Genomic DNA, 16,756 nt, shown 5'->3' on the forward strand with positions numbered 1-16,756 from the left:
GAGGTCGCGCAGCGACCGTCACGAGACCTCTGGCTCCGGTGCACCCGCTGTGCCCTGCGGTTTGTCCACGGTCGGGTTCTCAAGCGGCAGCGACGAGGACGGTGGGCGCGGGGCTGGGTTCGGTTGTCGGATGCGGTCCGGCAGCTCCGCCGTCACTTCTTGCGCCGCCTGTCGTCCACAAGGCCCGGCGGGCGCGCCGTTGTGCACAGGCAAGTCCCGCGCCAACCGGTTGTGTCGGTCCTCCGTGATCCAATACACGTATGGCCACGCAGGACAGACACCACCAGCTCGCGGACATGTCCGCCGACGCCGTGCTGTCCTTCGCCGAGCAGCGCCACGCGGCCCGACTCGATGCCGAGCGCGACATCCTCGAAGCCGCCTACCAGTGGGCCGTCCTCCACTCACCCGACGCACTGCCGCCCGGCGACAAGCGCGGTCGCGAGCGCGCGAAGCCCGCGGGTGCGGCCGGTACGCCGCGGATCACCGAACACGCCGCCGCGACCTTCGGCGCCCGCATCCAGACCTCGCCGTACGGCGCGAAGAGGCTGATCGCCGACGCCGCCGACCTCCACCACCGCCTCCCCAACCTCTGGGCAGGCGTGAAAGCCGGGACCGTCCGCTCCACCCACGCCCGGCACGTCGCCGACGCCACCCGCGAACTGACTGCGGACGAGGCCGCCTGGGTCGACGCCGAGGTCGTGGAGATCGCTGACGGCCGGTTGGCCTGGACCCGGTTCGAAGCCATCGTCGAGGGCAAGGTCGCCGCCGCCTGCCCCGAGCTCGCGAGGGCCAAGGAGGAGGCCGCGGCGAAGGACACCTTCATCCGCCGCTCCCGCGTCGACAAGCACGGCATCATGACGATGACCATCCGCAACCACGCCGCCGTGATCCTCGGCTCCGAGGCCGGCCTCGACGCCACCGCCGACGGGCTGAAGGACCAGATGCCCGACGCCACCAAGACCGAACGGCGCCTGGCGGCGTTCGCGCTGCTCACCAACCCTGAGGCCCACGTCGATCTCTCGGTCGGGCCGGTGAAGCCGAAGGTCCTCATCCGGCTGCACTGCACCCCCGACTCCGCCATCGCCCGGATGGAGGGCCACGGCCCCCTGACGATCGAGTACGTCCGCCACCTGGTCGCCCACTTCGCTAGCCAGGTCAAGGTCCAGCCGGTCATCAATCTCAACCAGGGCGCCGCCGTCGACGCCTACGAGATCCCGCACCGGCTCCGCGAAGCGGTGCACCTGATCCACCCCGGCGACACCTTCCCCTTCGCCGCCAACACGACGAAGAACGTCGACCTCGACCACCAGATCCCCTACGCCGAGAGCGGACCCACCTCCACCGACAACCTCGGCCCCCTCACCCGCACCCACCACCGCATCAAGACCCACACCGGCTGGCAAGTACGACAACCCTTCCCCGGGATCGTCATCTGGCGAGACCCACACGGGGCCCACTACCTGGTCGACCAGACCGGAACACGACGAGTCGACGGCAACCACGCCGCCTGACCGTTGGCTGCCTCGCCCCTCAGGCCCAGAGGCCCTCAGCCGCGATCCGGCGCGGGTCGACGCCGTCGTCGAGCAAGGCGACCAGCCGTGCCGCCAGGATGTCCGGTGCCCCGGGTGGGACCAGCAGGTGGGTCGACCACACCATCCGGTCGTCGCGGTGGTGGATGGTGATGCGATCGCCCTCCCGTGCGGCCCAGTGGGTCGTCGCGGGCCTGAGCTCCTTCATGTGCCGGATCACCGCCCGCGGCCGTGTCTCCCAGCTCCGGTCCGCCATGGCGTCGCGGACCACGGCCACATAGCGGTCGCGCTCGAAGCTCAGGGTGGGCAGGTCGAGAGGTTGCCGCCATTCCGGCTCCAATCCCGTAGCAGGATCGGGTCCGCTGCCGGATTCGGGGAGGGCCGCGTCATAGACCCCCGTCAACGTTCGGAAGTCGGTCCACTCGACCTGCTCGCCTCGTCCGATGACCAGTCCGGCGACATTCGCGCAGCCGAACTCGCCGCAGGCGCAGCCGTAGAAGGCGATCCGGCGCGGCGGATCCTGGGGAAGCAGCGCGCCGCTGTCCAGGATGTCGGCCGGGTCGTTGCCCTCGTCCGCGCCGGACGAGGCGAGGAGGTCCTCACCGTCGACGAGCAGCCGCACGCTCGGGTAGTTGGGGACGCGGGAGTCGATCCGGATGGTCAGCTCGTTCACTCGACCACCACGCCGCGCATCTCCGACGGCGGCCGGAACCGGACCTTGCCCTCGTCGATCGCCTGCTGCGGGTCGGAGCCCTTCCGGACGTACACCGTGAAGCCGAAGCGGTAGTCGATGTACAGGACGGCCAGCTTCTCCAGCTCCTTCGAGGCGTCGTAGTAGCTCCACCGGTAGTACGCCGGGCGGCCGTCCACCTCGACGGTCTCGGGCTCGTCGCCGGACTCCTCGCGATAGTGCGGCAGGCCGCCGGCGTCCTGGCTCCACAACGAGTAGTTGACCTCGACCGGGGTTCCGTCCGACAGGTTGACATTGCACTTCCACAGTGCCGGGCGCTTCACCGCCCCACCGGCGTCGTAACAGGGACCCGAGCGGGTCAGCTCCGGGTACGCCCAGAACAGGCCGGGCAGGCCGAACGGCTCGGTGCAGGTGTCGAGCGAGGCGACCACCCGGTCGGGCTCGTTCCAGCAGCGCGGTCCCGGCTCGGCGACCGGGGAGGTGGCGGGCGACGTGGCCGGAGAGGTCCCCACGGTCATGCCGGACGTCGTCGTACCGGCTGCTCCTCCGCCGTCCCCGTCGTCACCCGAGAAGACCCCGGCCGCCGCGAGCGCGCCAGCCGTGCCGGCGACCACCACCAGCACCGCGAGGACGATGCCGACGAGCCTGCCCCGCGACCGCCGGCCCCGATCCGGACCCGACGGCGCCCGAGGCGCCGGGGGTGCGGGCGGCCCGACGGGTGGCCGGGGCGGGGGTGCGTCCCGGTCACGGGTGGACTCGCGGGTGCGCCCGGGACCGACCGGCACGCTGGGCGAGGTCATCGTGGGCGCTGCGGGGCCGGCCTCCGCCACCGTCCGCACCGAGCGCAGGAAGGACTGCATCTCGGGGGCACTGGCGAACCGGTCGGCCGGATCCTTGGCCATCGAGCGGCGGACGAGCTGGTTGACGGCGTGGCTCCACGGGTCGTCGCCGGGCAGCTGCGGGACGGGCGCCGACTGGTGGGCCACGGCCAGCTGGACCATGGTGCCCTCGTACGGCAGCCTGCCGGTCACGAGGAACCACAGCAGGCAGCCCACGGCGTAGAGGTCGGTGCGCTCGGTCGCCGGGTGCCCGTCGAAGCGCTCCGGCGCGAGATAGGCCCAGGTGCCGATCACGCCCTGCGTCTGCTCGGTGTTGACCACATCGGCCGCCTGGGCGATGCCGAAGTCGCAGAGGAACGCCCGGACGCCGCTCGCCTCGCGGCGCAGCAGCACGTTGCTCGGCTTCACGTCGCGGTGCACCAGGCCGACGGCGTGGGCGTCGGCGAGGCCGTCGAGCACCTGGTCGACGAGCCCGAGTGCCTCGGCGGGCGGCAACGGGCCCCGCGCCTCGACGAGAGCCGTCAGGTCGCCGTCGGGGATGAGCTGCGTGGAGATGTAGAGCCAGCCGTCGTGCTCTCCCGTGTCGTAGACCTGGACGACGTGCGGCGAGTCCAGACGGGCCAGGGCCTGCGCCTCCCGCCGGAAGCGCGCGACCATGTCGGGCGAGCCGACGAGCTGCGGCGCGAGCAGCTTCAGCGCGACGCGGCGCCCCAAGTCCTCGTGGACGGCGGTGAGCACGACGCCCATCCCGCCGTGGCCCAGCCGGTCGACGACGCGGTAGCGCCCGAAGACCTCACCCGGTTCCGGCAACGCGCCCATGGCTGGAACTCTAGGGCGATGCGCGGTGGACCGGGCGTGGTTCGGCGCTACTCCCCGCCGGCCGCTCACACCTGCGGCAGGTCCAGCGGGCCGTCGTAGTCCTCGACCTCGCCGGGCACCGGCTCGACGGCGTACTCACGCGAGCCGTCGAGGCCGATCCGGACGACGGCCCAGCGCTGGTCGACGTGGTCTCCGTCGCCGTCCTCCGCCCAGTCGCTGACGACGGCGAGCAGGTGCGCGTCGTCCTCCTAGACCACCTCGAAGATGCCGACCTGCTCCGCCGTCCTCAGCCGCAGCCGCTCCGTGCCCGTGCGGGCGTCGAGCACCGTGAGCTCGTGGTCGCCGGAGCCTCCGTACGTCGATGTGCCGGCCATCACCCGGGAGGAGTCCGGGGAGAACGAGACGAGACGGTCCTCGCAGGTCGTCCAGAGGACGGAGCCCTTCGGGTCGGCCACCCCCGCGCACGACCCGTCGCCGTCCTCGATGATCTCGGTGGTGCCGGCAGTGAGCCCGTTCGCAGCGACGGCCTCCACGTCGGGGATCCCGCGGTCGGTCGCGACGGGTCGGCGGCCGGGACGCAGGATCCACGCGCTCCCCGACGGACCTCCGTCGCCGATGGCCTCCCAGCGCTTCAGCAGGACGACGCAATCCGCGTCGGCGCCCGTGCAGTCGGTGCCGGTCACGGTCACCACGGTCATCGGCAGGCCGAGGTCGGTCGCGGGGATGGCGAGCTCGGTGGCCACACGACCTCCGTCCTGCACGACCACCGCCTTCCCGCCGGCGATGAAGGCGCCGAGCCGGCCGTCGGTCGAGGCGACCACACCCCCTTCCACGGCGTCCAGCTCGGTGACCCACTCCGCAACGCGGGAGCCGTCGGCGTCCAGGGCGAAGACCCGACCCTGCCCCATGTCGTCGGGAGTCGTGCCCACCAGGAAGCCGTCGTCGAGGGCGACGAATTCGGCGACCTCGACACCGGAGTCGACCGCGAGGGTCAGCCGTTCGGCTCCCCGCCGGAGCTCCGCGCCGGCGAGGTAGCCCTGCGCCGGCCCCTCGCCCACCGGCAGGTCACCCAGCGTCAGCGCACCGTCGGCGGCAGGACCACCCCGGCGGTGCTCGTCGTCGCCCGCCAGCACCACCGGTGCGGCGACCGCGACCGCGACGACACCCACCACGCCGGCCACGACGGCCCAGGGCCTCAGCGACCTCGACGACATCGACGACATCGACGACATGGAGCGAATCCTCCGCGACCGCCCCTGCCGCCGTCCCGGGAACCCGGAGATCTCCCCCGGCAGTCGGCTACAGCGCCAGCCGCTCCCGTACGACGTCAGCGAGCTGGTTCGCGACCGACTCCGCCTGCTCGGCGGTCGGCGCCTCGACCATGACGCGCACGAGCGGCTCGGTCCCCGAGGGCCGGAGCAGCACCCGTCCGGACGAGCCCAGCTCGGCCTCGGCCTCCTGGACCGCGGCGACGAGCGCGACGTCGTCGGTGCGGGTGCGGTCGACGCCGCCGACGTTGACCAGGACCTGCGGGAGGCGGGTCATCACGCCCGCGAGGTCCTGCAGGGACGAGCCGGTGGCGACCATGCGCTGAAGCACGTGCAGGGCGGTCAGCAGGCCGTCGCCGGTGGTGGCGTGGTCGCGCAGGATGACGTGGCCGGACTGCTCGCCGCCGAGCGAGTAGCCGCCGGCGCGCATGTCTTCCAGCACGTAGCGGTCGCCGACGGCGGTCTGCCGGACGGTGACGCCGGCGGCGGTCATCGCCTGCACCAGGCCGAGGTTGCTCATCACGGTCGCGACGAGGGTGTCGTCGACGAGCCGGCCGGCGGCCTTCAGCGCCAGCGCGAGGATGCCCATGATCTGGTCGCCGTCGACGACCTCGCCGGTGTGGTCGACGGCCAGGCAGCGGTCGGCGTCGCCGTCGACCGCGAAGCCCGCGTCGGCGCCGTGCTCGAGGACCGCCTTGCGCAGCGGGTCGAGGTGGGTGGAGCCGCAGCCGTCGTTGATGTTGAGGCCGTCGGGCTCCGCGCCGATGGTGATCACCGTGGCGCCGGCGAGGCGCAGCGCGTGCGGGCCGACCTCGCTGGCCGCGCCGTGCGCGCAGTCGAGTACGACGGTCAGCCCGGCCAGGGGGCGGGCGTCGGGTGCGTCGAGGGTGCCGACGAGGTGGGCGGCGTACTCCTCGACAGTGGGGCCGTAGGGGGTGACCCGGCCGACGGCACCGCCGGTGGGGCGATCCCAGTCCTGGCCGAGGTGCTCCTCGATCTCCCGCTCCAGGGCGTCGTCGAGCTTCACGCCACCGCGGGCGAGGAACTTGATGCCGTTGTCGGGCATGGCGTTGTGCGAGGCGCTGATGACGACACCGACGTCGGCGTTGAGCGCGTCGGTGAAGTAGGCGACGCCGGGGGTCGGCAGGACCCGCAGGCGGAGCACGTCGACGCCGGCGGAAGCGAGGCCGGCGACGACCGCGTGCTCCAGGAACTGTCCGGAGATCCGGGTGTCGCGGCCGACGACGGCCAGCGGGCGCGGCCGGTCGAAGTCACCGTGCTCGACGAGCACGCGGGCCGCGGCGACGCCGAGGCCGAGCGCCAGCTCGGCGGTGAGCTTGTCGTTGGCCAGGCCGCGGACCCCGTCGGTCCCGAAGATGCGGGTCACGTCGTACTCCCTCGTGTCGTGCAGGTGCTGCGGTGCAAAACGGGCGACGGGGCCACGGACCGCAGCAGCGGTGCGTGGCCCCGTCGTGGTGATCGCCTCGCGGCAGATCAGCGCTTCGAGTACTGCGGCGCCTTGCGGGCCTTCTTGAGACCGGCCTTCTTGCGCTCGGTCGCACGGGCGTCGCGGGTCAGCAGACCGGCCTTCTTCAGGGTCGGGCGGTTGGCCTCGACGTCGATGCCGTTGAGCGAGCGGGCAACGCCCAGGCGCAGCGCGCCGGCCTGGCCGGTGATGCCGCCGCCGTGGATGCGGGCGATCACGTCGAAGCGGCCCTCGAGGCCGAGAGCCGCGAAGGGCTCGTTGACGACCTGCTGGTGCAGCTTGTTCGGGAAGTAGTCCTCGATCGTGCGGCCGTTGATGGTCCAGGTGCCGGTGCCGGGCACCAGGCGGACGCGGGCGACGGCCTCCTTGCGACGGCCGGTGGCCGCGCCGGGGGCGATGGTCGCCGGGCGGGCGTCGATCGCGGCGGACGGGGAGGTCTCGCTGGTGTAGGCGACACCCTGCTCGTCGGTCTCGAAGGTCTCCTCGACCTCGGTGGTGTTCTCAGTCATCTCTGGATCCTCGAAGTCGATTACTGGGAGATCTGGGTGATCTCGAAGGGAACGGCCTTCTGGGCCTCGTGCGGGTGAGCCGGGCCGTTGTAGACCTTCAGCTTCTTGATCATCTGCCGGCCGAGGCGGTTCTTCGGCAGCATGCCCCACACGGCCTTCTCGACGGCCTTGCGGGCGTCCTTGTCGATGACCTCGCCGATCGGGGTCGCGGTCAGACCACCCGGGAAGCCGGAGTGGCGGTAGACCATCTTGGCGTTGCGCTTGTTGCCGGACAGGGCGACCTTGTCGGCGTTGACGACGATGACGTAGTCACCGGTGTCGGCGTTCGGCGCGAAGATCGGCTTGTGCTTGCCGCGCAGCAGGTTGGCGGCGGTGACCGCGAGCCGGCCGAGGACGACGTCGGTCGCGTCGATCACGAGCCAGGCGCGCTCGACGTCACCGGGCTTCGGAGCATAGGTACGCATGGAGGATTCCATTCGTTCGTGTCGGACACGTCCGAAGGCTCCGGACGTGGCATCTTCTGACGAACACTGCACCCACCTTCTGGTGGGCGACTGCCCTCGCGAGGAGAGCGGCAGGAGACGCATCGAGAAGGGTACGGCGGCCCGGACCCCCGGTCCAAATCAGGACCGGCCGCCAAGCTACTGCCCGGTAGCTCCGTGGAGCAGGAAAACCTCGCGGCTCGTGCCGACGCCACGGTTCGGGACACCGGGTTCCGGCCTCCATGACCGGCGGGCTAGGTTGCAAGGGTGACTGACTCTCTCACCGTTCGCGACAACCGCACCGGCGCGGAGTACGAGATCCCGATCGTCGACGGCACCATCAAGGCCGCCGATCTCGGGCAGATCAAGCTCAACGACGACGAGCCCGGCCTCGCGACCTACGACCCCGGATTCGTCAACACCGCCTCGTGTCGAAGCTCCATCACCTACATCGACGGTGACAAGGGCATCCTCGAGTACCGCGGCTACCCGATCGAGCAGCTCGCGGAGAAGTCGAACTTCCTCGAGGTGGCCTACCTGCTCATCCACGGTGAGCTGCCCTCCAAGGAGCAGTACGACTCCTGGGTGCACGAGATCACGTTCCACACGTTCGTGCACGAGAACGTCAAGGGCTTCATGCAGGGCTTCCGCTACGACGCGCACCCCATGGGGATGCTGATGGCGTCGGTGGGGGCCCTGTCGACGTTCTATCCCGAGTCCAGCAAGATCGCCGACCCGGACAACCGCCACATCCAGATCGTCCGGATGATCGCGAAGATGCCGACCCTCGGCGCCTGGGCCTTCCGCCACGCGCAGGGCAAGCCGTACGTCTACCCGGACAACGAGCTCTCCTACGCCGAGAACTTCCTCTCGATGCTCTTCAAGATGAGCGAGACGAAGTACGCCGGCGACCCGCGCATCGTCAAGGCGCTCGACACCCTCTTCATCCTGCACGCCGACCACGAGCAGAACTGCTCGACCAACGCGGTCCGCTCGGTGGGCTCCTCGCAGGTCGACCCGTACTCGGCCGTCGCGGCCGGCATCGGCGCCCTCTTCGGCCCGCTGCACGGCGGCGCCAACGAGGCCGTGCTCAAGATGCTGCGCCGGATCGGCACCGTCGAGAACATCCCCGCCTTCATCGAGGGCGTCAAGGCCGGCAACGAGCGGCTGATGGGCTTCGGCCACCGCGTGTACAAGAACTTCGACCCGCGCGCCAAGATCATCAAGAAGGCCTGCGACGACGTCTTCGAGGTCACCGGGGTCAACCCGCTCCTCGCCGTCGCCAAGGAGCTGGAGAAGATCGCGCTCGAGGACGAGTACTTCATCAAGCGCAAGCTCTACCCCAACGTGGACTTCTACTCGGGCCTCATCTACGAGGCGCTGGAGTTCCCGCCGGAGATGTTCACCGTCCTCTTCGCGATCGGCCGGGCCCCCGGCTGGCTCGCGCAGTGGCTGGAGCTCGTCCAGGACAAGGAGCAGAAGATCGCGCGGCCGAAGCAGATCTACACCGGCCCGCGGACCCTCGACTTCGTCCCCGCCGAGGAGCGCTGGGCGTAGTCGCGACGGGCTGAGCGCGCAGCATGCGCGTGGCCGTGGTCGGCCTCGGTACTGCCGGGGCCACCACGGCCTGTCTGCTTTTCGACCAGGGTCATGACGTCACCGTCGTCGAGCAGGCCGACGACCCGCGGCCGGTCGGCGCGGGCATCTGGCTCCAGGGCCTGGGCCAGCAGGTGCTGGACCGGCTCGACCTGCTCGGCCCGATGCGCGAGGCCTCCCGGGTGGTCCGGCGGGTCCGGATGGAGGGCCGCGGCGGGCGCCGCCTCGTCGACATCGGGTACGACGCCCGGCCGGCCTCGTCGCCGGCGCTGGGGGTCCACCGCGGCGACCTGTTCGGCCTGCTGTTCGGCGCGGTCCGCGAGCGCGGCATCCGCCTCGAGCTCGGGGCGCGGGTCAGCGCCGTCGAGCCGCGCACCGGCGGGATCGCGCTCACCGTCGACGACCCCGGCGGGCCGGACGCCCGCGACCTCGGCCGCTTCGACCTCGTCATCGGCGCCGACGGCAGCCGCTCACGGGTCCGGGCCGCGCTGGGGCTGGCCACCCGCGACCGGGAGTACCGCTACGGCGCGCTGTGGGCGATCGTGCCCGACCGGCACGGGCTGACCGGCGACACCCTCTTCCAGCGGATGGACGGCACCCGGCGCTATCTCGGGGTGCTGCCGACGGGGACCGACCGAGCGTCGTTGTTCTGGTCGGTGCGCACCGCCGACGCCGCCGCCGTGGTCGCCGGCGGACTCGACGGCTGGCGCTCGGAGGCGCGCCCGCTGGCAGGCCCCTACGCGCCGCTGGTGGACGAGGTGACCGAGCTGCTGCCGGCGTCCTACCGCACGGTGGCCGTGCGGTCGTCGTACCGGGTCGTGGGCGGGGGCCGCAGCGCCGGCGTCCTGGTCGGCGACGCCGCGCACGCGATGAGCCCCCAGCTCGGCGCCGGCACCTCCCTGGCGCTGGCGGACGCCTGGACGCTCGCGAGGGCCGTCGAGCGGCACGACGACCTCACCACCGCGCTGCAGTGGTACGACGACCAGCGCCGCGCCCACGTGCGGTGGTACCGCTGGTGGACCCGCGCGATGACCCCGGCGTTCCAGGGCGACCTGACCGCACTGGCGCTCCCCCGCGACCTGCTCGCGCCGGTGGTGGCCCGCACGCCGGGGATGCCGCGCCTGCTGGTGGGCACGCTCACCGGCGACCGGCGCTCGCTCCTCCGGACGTGGGACCTGCCGTAGCGCCCCGCTTCCGTGCCCGCCACCGCAGCCGCTCCTCCTGGAAGCGCGCCCAGTGCTCGAAGCGCCGACCGGCCAGCAGGTCGGCGGTGAGCCGCACCTCGGCCTCGTGGTAGAGCCGGCCGAGCAGGGCGTCGTACTCCGGCTTCCAGAGGTCGGAACGGCTGGGCACCGAGCTGAACTCGCAGAAGACCAGCTCGTCGGGCGCGTTGTGGAAGTCGATCCGCATGAACGGCACCGGGAGCTCGAGGCTGAGCGCCCGCGCCTGGGCCAGCTTGGCCGGGCACAGGCCGCCACGGTCGAGTGTGGTGTCCGCCGGGTCGGCGAAGGCGGGCAGCGGCTTGTGCCCGGGCACCACCGGCTGGAGGTCGGCGGTGAAGTAGGCGTACTCGACCCTCGGGAAGCGACGGATCTCCACGAGCAGCGCGACGTCGCCGTAGAAGCAGTAGGCCTTCACGTCGCGGGCCGGGAGGCCGTCGGCGCCGAGGACCAGCTCCTGAACCCGCCAGCGGTGCTCCTTGGGCGGTCCGCCCAGCTGGCGCGCGGCGACGGCCCTGATGTCGGCGATCGAGCCGAGCCGCTCCGTGGTCGCGACGCTGACCACCTCGCCGTCGCCCAGCACGAAGAAGACGCCCGCGGACTCGTTCGCCCGCAGCGGCTTGAGCACCGTGCCGGGCCGCAGGTGCGCCAGGGACTGGGTGAAGCCGCCCGCGAAGAGCACCTCGGCCACCGGCACGCCCGCCGCGGTGGCGAGCTCCCGGTCCCACGACTTGTCGACGCCGAGGAACTGCTCGGGCAGGACGCCCAGCTGCTTCTTCCGGCGGCGCGAGACGATGCTGCGCCAGAACGAGTCGGCCGGGACGAGCTCGCCGCGCCGGGCCAGGTGGGACATCGCCGGCTGGGTGAGGTCCTCCGGGGCGGCGGCGGACAGCGCGCTCAGGTAGACGTCGGGGTCGCCCTCGGCGAGCTGGTCGAGCAGCGCGCGGACCTCGGCGGAGGCGGCGCCGCGGGCGTCGAGCGCGCGGTCGAGCTCGTGGTGGGGGCTGGGCATGCGGAGACCTCGGGACGTGCTGGGGGAGCGGCCCCAGCCTCGCAGTGTCGGCCGACCGCCACCCGAGGTTCGCGGATTCTTTACCCGGGGAAGGGCGGCAGCGCCTCGTCGTACAGCCACGGGGCCAGCATGGACGCGACGTCGGTGCCCGTCCGCTCCCCCGCGAACGCGAGGAAGTCGTCGGTGGTGACATTGCTGCCGTCGTACGCCTCGACCCAGCCGGAGAGCAGGTCGAAGAAGGCGTCGTCGCCGACGGCGACCCGCAGCGCGTGGAGGGCGAGCGCGCCGCGCTTGTAGACGCGGTCGTCGAACATCAGCTCCGGGCCCGGGTCGGCGAGGACGAGGTCCTGGCCGGCCTCCGCGAGCCGCTCGTGGTGGTGGCGCGCCCAGCCGTCGCAGCTGCGCGGGCCGCCGGACTCCTCCGACCACAGCCACTCGCTGTAGCAGGCGAAGCCCTCGTGCAGCCAGATGTCCTGCCAGCGGCGCAGCGTCACGGCGTTGCCGAACCACTGGTGCGCCATCTCGTGCGCGACCAGCCGCACGTGCGACCACTCCGCCGTGCAGAAGTTGCGGCCGAAGGTGGACAGGCTCTGGCTCTCGAGCGGGATCTCGAGGTCGTCGTCGGTGATGACGGCGGCGTACTTCTCGAACGGGTAGGTCCCGAAGACCCGCTCGAAGTACTCCAGCATCGCGCCCTGCTGGTCGAAGGAGCCCGCGAGGTCGGCGTCGGACGGTGCGATCGTGGTGACCGTCGGGCCGTGGGTCGTGGAGGCGTAGCGGCCGATCTGCACGGTGGCGAGGTAGGACGCCATCGGGCGGTCCATGACATAGGTCCACTCCTCGACGCTCGCGCGGCGGCGGTGCTCGACCAGCTCGCCGTTGGAGACCACGACGTAGCCCGCGGGGGCGCCCAGGGAGATCCGGTAGGTGGCCTTGTCGTCGGGCCGGTCGTTGCAGGGGAACCAGGTCGGCGCGCCGTGCGGCTGGGCCGCGACGATCACGCCGTCGGCGAGCTCCTCCCAGCCGGCGTCGCCGTGGTGGCGGTCGATGACCGGCTTGGGTACGCCGCCGTACGCGATGGTCAGCCGCAGCTCCGCGCCGGACGGCACCGGGCGGTCGAGCTGCAGGACCAGCCGCTCGGAGCGTGCGCTCCACTTGCGCAGCCGGGCGCCGTCGACGCGGACCTTGGTGGCCCGCAGGTGCGCGAGGTCGAGCACCAGCCGGGCGGTCTCCTCGAGCGTCACCACGTCGAGGGTGGCCGTCCCGGAGAGGCGGTTGCCCTCGAGCGCGTAGACGAGGTCGAGGTCGTAGTGCCGGACGGAGTACGACGGGTCGCCGTGGCCCGGCAGGTAGGGGTCAGCGGTCGGCAGGTGCGGCATCGTCGCGCGCTACTCGGCCCACGGGCCGATCGGGTTGCCGATCCACCGCGTCTTGTCCGGCACCGTCTCGCCCCTCATCACCAGTGACACCGGCCCGACGGTAGCGTGCTTGCCCAGCGTGGCGGCAGGCAGCACCACGGAGTTCGGCCCGAGCGTCGCCCCGCGACGCAGCCGCACGGCGTCGGTCGCGAGCAGCCGGTCGTGGAAGAGGTGGGTCTGCACGACGCTGCCCTGGTTGACGGTCGCGCCGTCGCCGAGCTCGACGAGGTCGGCCTCGGGCAGCCAGTACGACTCGCACCACACGCCGCGACCGACCCGTGCGCCCATCGCCTTGAACCACAGCGTGATCAGGGGCGAGCCCGTCGCGAGTCCGGCGAACCACGGCGTGGCGAGCACCTCGATGAAGGTGTCGGCCAGCTCGTTGCGCCACACGAACGAGCTCCACAGCGGGTGCGAGCCGGCGCGCACCTTGCCGACGAGGAGCCACTTGGCGGCGATCGCGACCAGCGCGGCCACGGCGCCGGCCGCCCACAGCAGGAGGGGTACGGCGACCAGGCCGGCCACGGCGCCGTACTCGCTCCACGCCGCGAGGGTCCCCGCCACCACGGCGACGTGGAGCCCGACGGCCAGGGCCAGCGGGATGACACGGGCCAGCTCCCAGCAGGCACGGGCGACCTTGAGCCGGCGCGGCGGCGCGTAGGTGCGCTCGTCGGCGGAGCCCTGCTCGGCGCGGCGCAGCGGTGCGGGCGGACTGCCCAGCCACGACTCGCCGGCCTTGACGGTGCCGCGCGCGGGCGCGGCGGACAGCACGGCCACCAGCGAGCGCTTCGGCACCTTGCGGCCCGGCGCGGCCATCGCGGAGTTGCCGACGAACGCGCGCTTGCCGACCTTGACCCGCTCGGCGCGCAGCCAGCCGCCACCGAGCTCGTAGCCGCCGATGAGGGTGTCGTCGGCGAGGAAGGCCTGGTCGCTGACCGTCGTGAGGGACGGGATCATCAGCACCGTCGACGCCTCGACGTCGCGGCCGATCCGGGCGCCCAGCAGGCGCAGCCAGGTCGGGGTGAGCTGGGAGCTGTAGAGCGGGAACAGCCAGGTCCGGGCCTCGTCGAGCACCCGGATCGTCGACCACACGCACAGCGCGGGCCGGCTCTGCAGCGGGTGGGCGCCGGCCTTGACGCCCCGGCCCAGCAGGCGCACGACGGCGAGGACGAGGACGGCGAGGGTCACCGCGCCGAGCACCACGCCGGGGACCAGCCACGGCAGCACCGCCCGCACGGCGTCGCCTACGCCGTCGGTCCCGCCGAGGTCGGCGAGCAGCAGCGCGGGCACCAGCGCGGCGGCGATCGCGAGGGCCGGGAGCAGCGCGAGCCCGGCCGCGGCGGCGGCGTACGAGACGGCCCAGAGGCGGAGCGTGCGCCTCGTCGCGGCCGGGCGTTCGGCCCACGGGCCGCGGGCGGCCGAGCTGGCGCGGGTCGCGGGGGCGCCGGACCAGAACTCGCCGGCCGGCACCTCGCCGAACACGGCGGACCCGGGCGCGACCTCGGCGTCGTCGCCCACGACCGCGTCCGGGCCGAGCATCGAGCGGGTGCCGACGCGGGCGCGCGGACCGACCCGGATCCCGCCGACGTGCAGCGTGTCCCCGTCGATCCAGTAGCCGGTGAGGTCGACCTCGGGCTCGATCGACGCGCCCTTGCCGACCGTGAGCAGCCCGGTCACCGGCGGCAGCGAGTGGAGGTCGGCGCCCCGGGCGACCTTCGCGCCCAGCAGGCGGGCGTACCAGGTCATGTACGGCGCCCCGGCGAGCCGCGTCGCGCCGAGCTCGTCGGCGATCCGCTCGGCCATCCAGATGCGCAGGTGCACCTTCCCGCCACGGGGGTACTCCCCCGGCCGGACGCCGGCCCGCACCGCCTGCACCAGCTTGGCCGCCAGCAGCATCCGGCCGGGAGGGGTCACGAAGACCACCAGCAGCAGGGCCAGCAGCCACCACGGCACGGCCGGCAGCCAGTCGACGTCGAGCAGGTCGTGGACGACCCGGGAGAAGGCGAGCGTGCCGGCGAGCCAGCGCGGCGCGGCCAGCGCCCGCAGCAGCGGGACCGCGACCACCTGTCCGAGCTGGGTCTTGCGCGGGATCGGCAGCACCTTGCGGCTCTGCTCGGCGAGCGCGGTCGGCTCGAGCGCGTCGAGGAAGCGGGCGAGGCCGTCGACGGTCGGGTGCTCGTAGAGGTCCGCGACCGTCAGGTCGGGGTGGTCGGCGCGGAGCAGGGTGACGACCTGCGCGGCCGTCAGGCTCCCGCCGCCGAGGTCGAAGAAGTCGGCGTCCGGGCCCTCCGGGACGGCACCGACCACCTTCTGCCAGACCTCCGCGATGACGGCGGCGGTGCCGTGCAGGCCGAAGTCGGCGGGATCGGCCGTCGGCAGCGGCCACGGGAGGGCGTCGCGGTCGACCTTGCCGGAGGTGCGGGTCGGGATGTCGTCGACGACCGCGAGCCGCGGGACGAGCGCGGCGGGCATGGTCGCCCGCAGGTGGGCGGTCGCCGCGGCGCCGTCGTACGCGGGGGTGGTGGCGAGGTAGCCGACGAGGAGCTGGTTGCCGGTCGTCGTACGACGCACGGCGGCGGCCGCCGCGGTGACACCCGGCAGGGACAGCAGGGCCGAGTCGATCTCGCCGAGCTCGATCCGGCGCCCGCCGAGCTTGACCTGGTCGTCGGCGCGCCCCGCGAAGAGCAGCCCCGCGGCGTCGTTGACGACGATGTCGCCGCTCCGGTAGGCGCGGTCCCAGCCGAGCGTCGGCATCGGGGCGTACTTCTCGGCGTCCTTGGCCGGGTCGAGGTAGCGGGCGAGCCCGACGCCGCCGATGATCAGCTCGCCCCGCTCACCCTCCCCCACGGGCTCGCCCGTCGCCGGGTCGACGACCACGAGGTCCCAGCCGGCGAGCGGCAGGCCGATCCGGACCGGGCCCTGCGCGGTGACCAGCGCGCCGCACGCGACGACCGTCGCCTCGGTCGGGCCGTAGGTGTTCCAGACCTCGCGCCCCTCACGGACCAGGCGGACGGCGAGCTCGGGCGGCAGCGCCTCGCCGCCGAGGATGACCATCCGCACCCTCTCGAGCGCGTCGTCGGGCCAGAGACTGACGAGGGTCGGGACGGTCGAGACGATGGTGATGTCGTTGGCGGTCAGCCACGGGCCCACGTCGACCCCGCTGCGGACGAGGGCGCGCGGGGCGGGGACCAGGCAGGCGCCGTACCGCCAGGCCAGCCACATCTCCTCGCAGCTCGCGTCGAAGGCGACGCTGAGGCCCGCCATCACCCGGTCGCCCGGGCCGATCGGGGCGTCCTGCAGGAACATCAGCGACTCGGCGTCGACGAAGGCCGCGGCGCTGCGGTGGGTGACGGCGACCCCCTTCGGCGTGCCCGTCGAGCCCGACGTGAAGATCACCCACGCGTCGTCGTCGACCGTCGGGTCCTGCCGCTGGCGGGGCGCGGCGTCGCGGCGGGGCTCGATGACCAGTCCGGTCCCGACCAGCGCGGCCACGGCGGCCTCGCCGAAGACGAGCCGGGCGCGCTCCTCGGGGTCGTCGGCGTCGACCGGGACGTACGCCGCGCCCGCGAACAGGATGCCCATGATCGCGACGTAGAGGTCCGTCGTGCCGGACGGGAGCCGGACGCCGACCTTGTCGCCCGGGCCGATGCCGAGCTCGGCGAGGTCGGCCGCGACCGCCTCGGCCGCCTCCGCGAACTCCTCGTAGGTCACGGTGTCGTTGCCGCTGTCGAGGGCCATCGCGTCGGGGTGCTCCGCCGCCGTACGACGGAACACGTCGACGAGGGTGCGGGGGGCGGGTGCCTCGTCGCCGCGCAGCAGGGGGGACGGGGCGTTCACCTCTCCATCGTTTCGGATCGAGGTGAACGGTGGGTGGCGCGCCCGCGGTC

12 protein-coding genes are annotated in these 16,756 nt (G+C 72.9%); 3 read left to right on the top strand and 9 right to left on the bottom strand.

The window, feature by feature from the left end; all coding sequences use genetic code 11:
• Window positions 1–260: 260 nt before the first annotated feature.
• Entirely contained in the window at window positions 261–1,511 is a 1,251-nt protein-coding gene (locus tag AC2YHB_RS20030; protein WP_487354523.1) for an HNH endonuclease signature motif containing protein, read from the top strand.
• A 19-nt stretch (window positions 1,512–1,530) separates the two neighbouring features.
• On the opposite strand, the gene AC2YHB_RS20035 is transcribed toward AC2YHB_RS20030, so the two are convergent.
• The 6 genes from AC2YHB_RS20035 to rplM all read right to left on the bottom strand — a co-directional run bounded on the left by AC2YHB_RS20035 (window position 1,531) and on the right by rplM (window position 7,605).
• Window positions 1,531–2,151, bottom strand: a complete 621-nt coding sequence (locus tag AC2YHB_RS20035) for a hypothetical protein (protein WP_179647921.1) — start codon at window positions 2,149–2,151, stop codon at window positions 1,531–1,533.
• Window positions 2,152–2,198: 47 nt separating this feature from the next.
• The gene (locus AC2YHB_RS20040) at window positions 2,199–3,878 is read right to left on the bottom strand and encodes a serine/threonine-protein kinase (RefSeq protein WP_179647922.1); all 1,680 of its coding nucleotides are present in this window, start codon (window positions 3,876–3,878) and stop codon (window positions 2,199–2,201) included.
• 248 nt (window positions 3,879–4,126) lie between these two features.
• On the bottom strand, window positions 4,127–5,110 hold the full coding sequence (locus AC2YHB_RS20045; RefSeq protein WP_179647923.1) for a hypothetical protein: 984 nt from the start codon (window positions 5,108–5,110) through the stop codon (window positions 4,127–4,129).
• A 67-nt stretch (window positions 5,111–5,177) separates the two neighbouring features.
• On the bottom strand, window positions 5,178–6,533 hold the full coding sequence (glmM, locus tag AC2YHB_RS20050; RefSeq protein ID WP_179647924.1) for a phosphoglucosamine mutase: 1,356 nt from the start codon (window positions 6,531–6,533) through the stop codon (window positions 5,178–5,180).
• Window positions 6,534–6,640: 107 nt separating this feature from the next.
• Window positions 6,641–7,141, bottom strand: a complete 501-nt coding sequence (rpsI, locus tag AC2YHB_RS20055; RefSeq protein ID WP_051933004.1) for a 30S ribosomal protein S9 — start codon at window positions 7,139–7,141, stop codon at window positions 6,641–6,643.
• Between the two features lie 20 nt (window positions 7,142–7,161).
• Window positions 7,162–7,605 carry a 50S ribosomal protein L13 gene (gene rplM / locus AC2YHB_RS20060; RefSeq protein ID WP_036551228.1) on the bottom strand — a complete coding sequence of 148 codons (444 nt, stop codon included), beginning with the start codon at window positions 7,603–7,605 and terminating at the stop codon, window positions 7,162–7,164.
• 285 nt (window positions 7,606–7,890) lie between these two features.
• Here rplM and AC2YHB_RS20065 point away from each other — a divergent pair, with 285 nt between their 5' ends.
• Both AC2YHB_RS20065 and AC2YHB_RS20070 read left to right on the top strand, forming a co-directional pair.
• On the top strand, window positions 7,891–9,180 hold the full coding sequence (locus AC2YHB_RS20065) for a citrate synthase (protein ID WP_036551227.1): 1,290 nt from the start codon (window positions 7,891–7,893) through the stop codon (window positions 9,178–9,180).
• A 23-nt stretch (window positions 9,181–9,203) separates the two neighbouring features.
• Window positions 9,204–10,403 (top strand): FAD-dependent oxidoreductase, encoded by a 1,200-nt coding sequence (locus tag AC2YHB_RS20070; RefSeq protein ID WP_179647925.1) that lies wholly within the window; start codon window positions 9,204–9,206, stop codon window positions 10,401–10,403.
• Here the strand turns inward: AC2YHB_RS20070 and AC2YHB_RS20075 are convergent.
• The 3 genes from AC2YHB_RS20075 to AC2YHB_RS20085 all read right to left on the bottom strand — a co-directional run bounded on the left by AC2YHB_RS20075 (window position 10,357) and on the right by AC2YHB_RS20085 (window position 16,706).
• Window positions 10,357–11,451, bottom strand: coding sequence for an ATP-grasp fold amidoligase family protein (locus AC2YHB_RS20075; protein ID WP_179647926.1), 1,095 nt, complete (start codon window positions 11,449–11,451; stop codon window positions 10,357–10,359). The two genes, AC2YHB_RS20070 and AC2YHB_RS20075, sit on opposite strands and share 47 nt — an antisense overlap.
• A gap of 80 nt (window positions 11,452–11,531) precedes the next feature.
• The gene (locus AC2YHB_RS20080) at window positions 11,532–12,830 is read right to left on the bottom strand and encodes a M1 family metallopeptidase (protein WP_179647927.1); all 1,299 of its coding nucleotides are present in this window, start codon (window positions 12,828–12,830) and stop codon (window positions 11,532–11,534) included.
• Window positions 12,831–12,839: 9 nt separating this feature from the next.
• A complete protein-coding gene (locus tag AC2YHB_RS20085; RefSeq protein ID WP_308645478.1) occupies window positions 12,840–16,706 on the bottom strand; it encodes a Pls/PosA family non-ribosomal peptide synthetase in 3,867 nt (1,288 codons plus the stop codon).
• Window positions 16,707–16,756: the final 50 nt, after the last annotated feature.

Source organism: Nocardioides sp. SRI_004 (assembly GCF_057586415.1).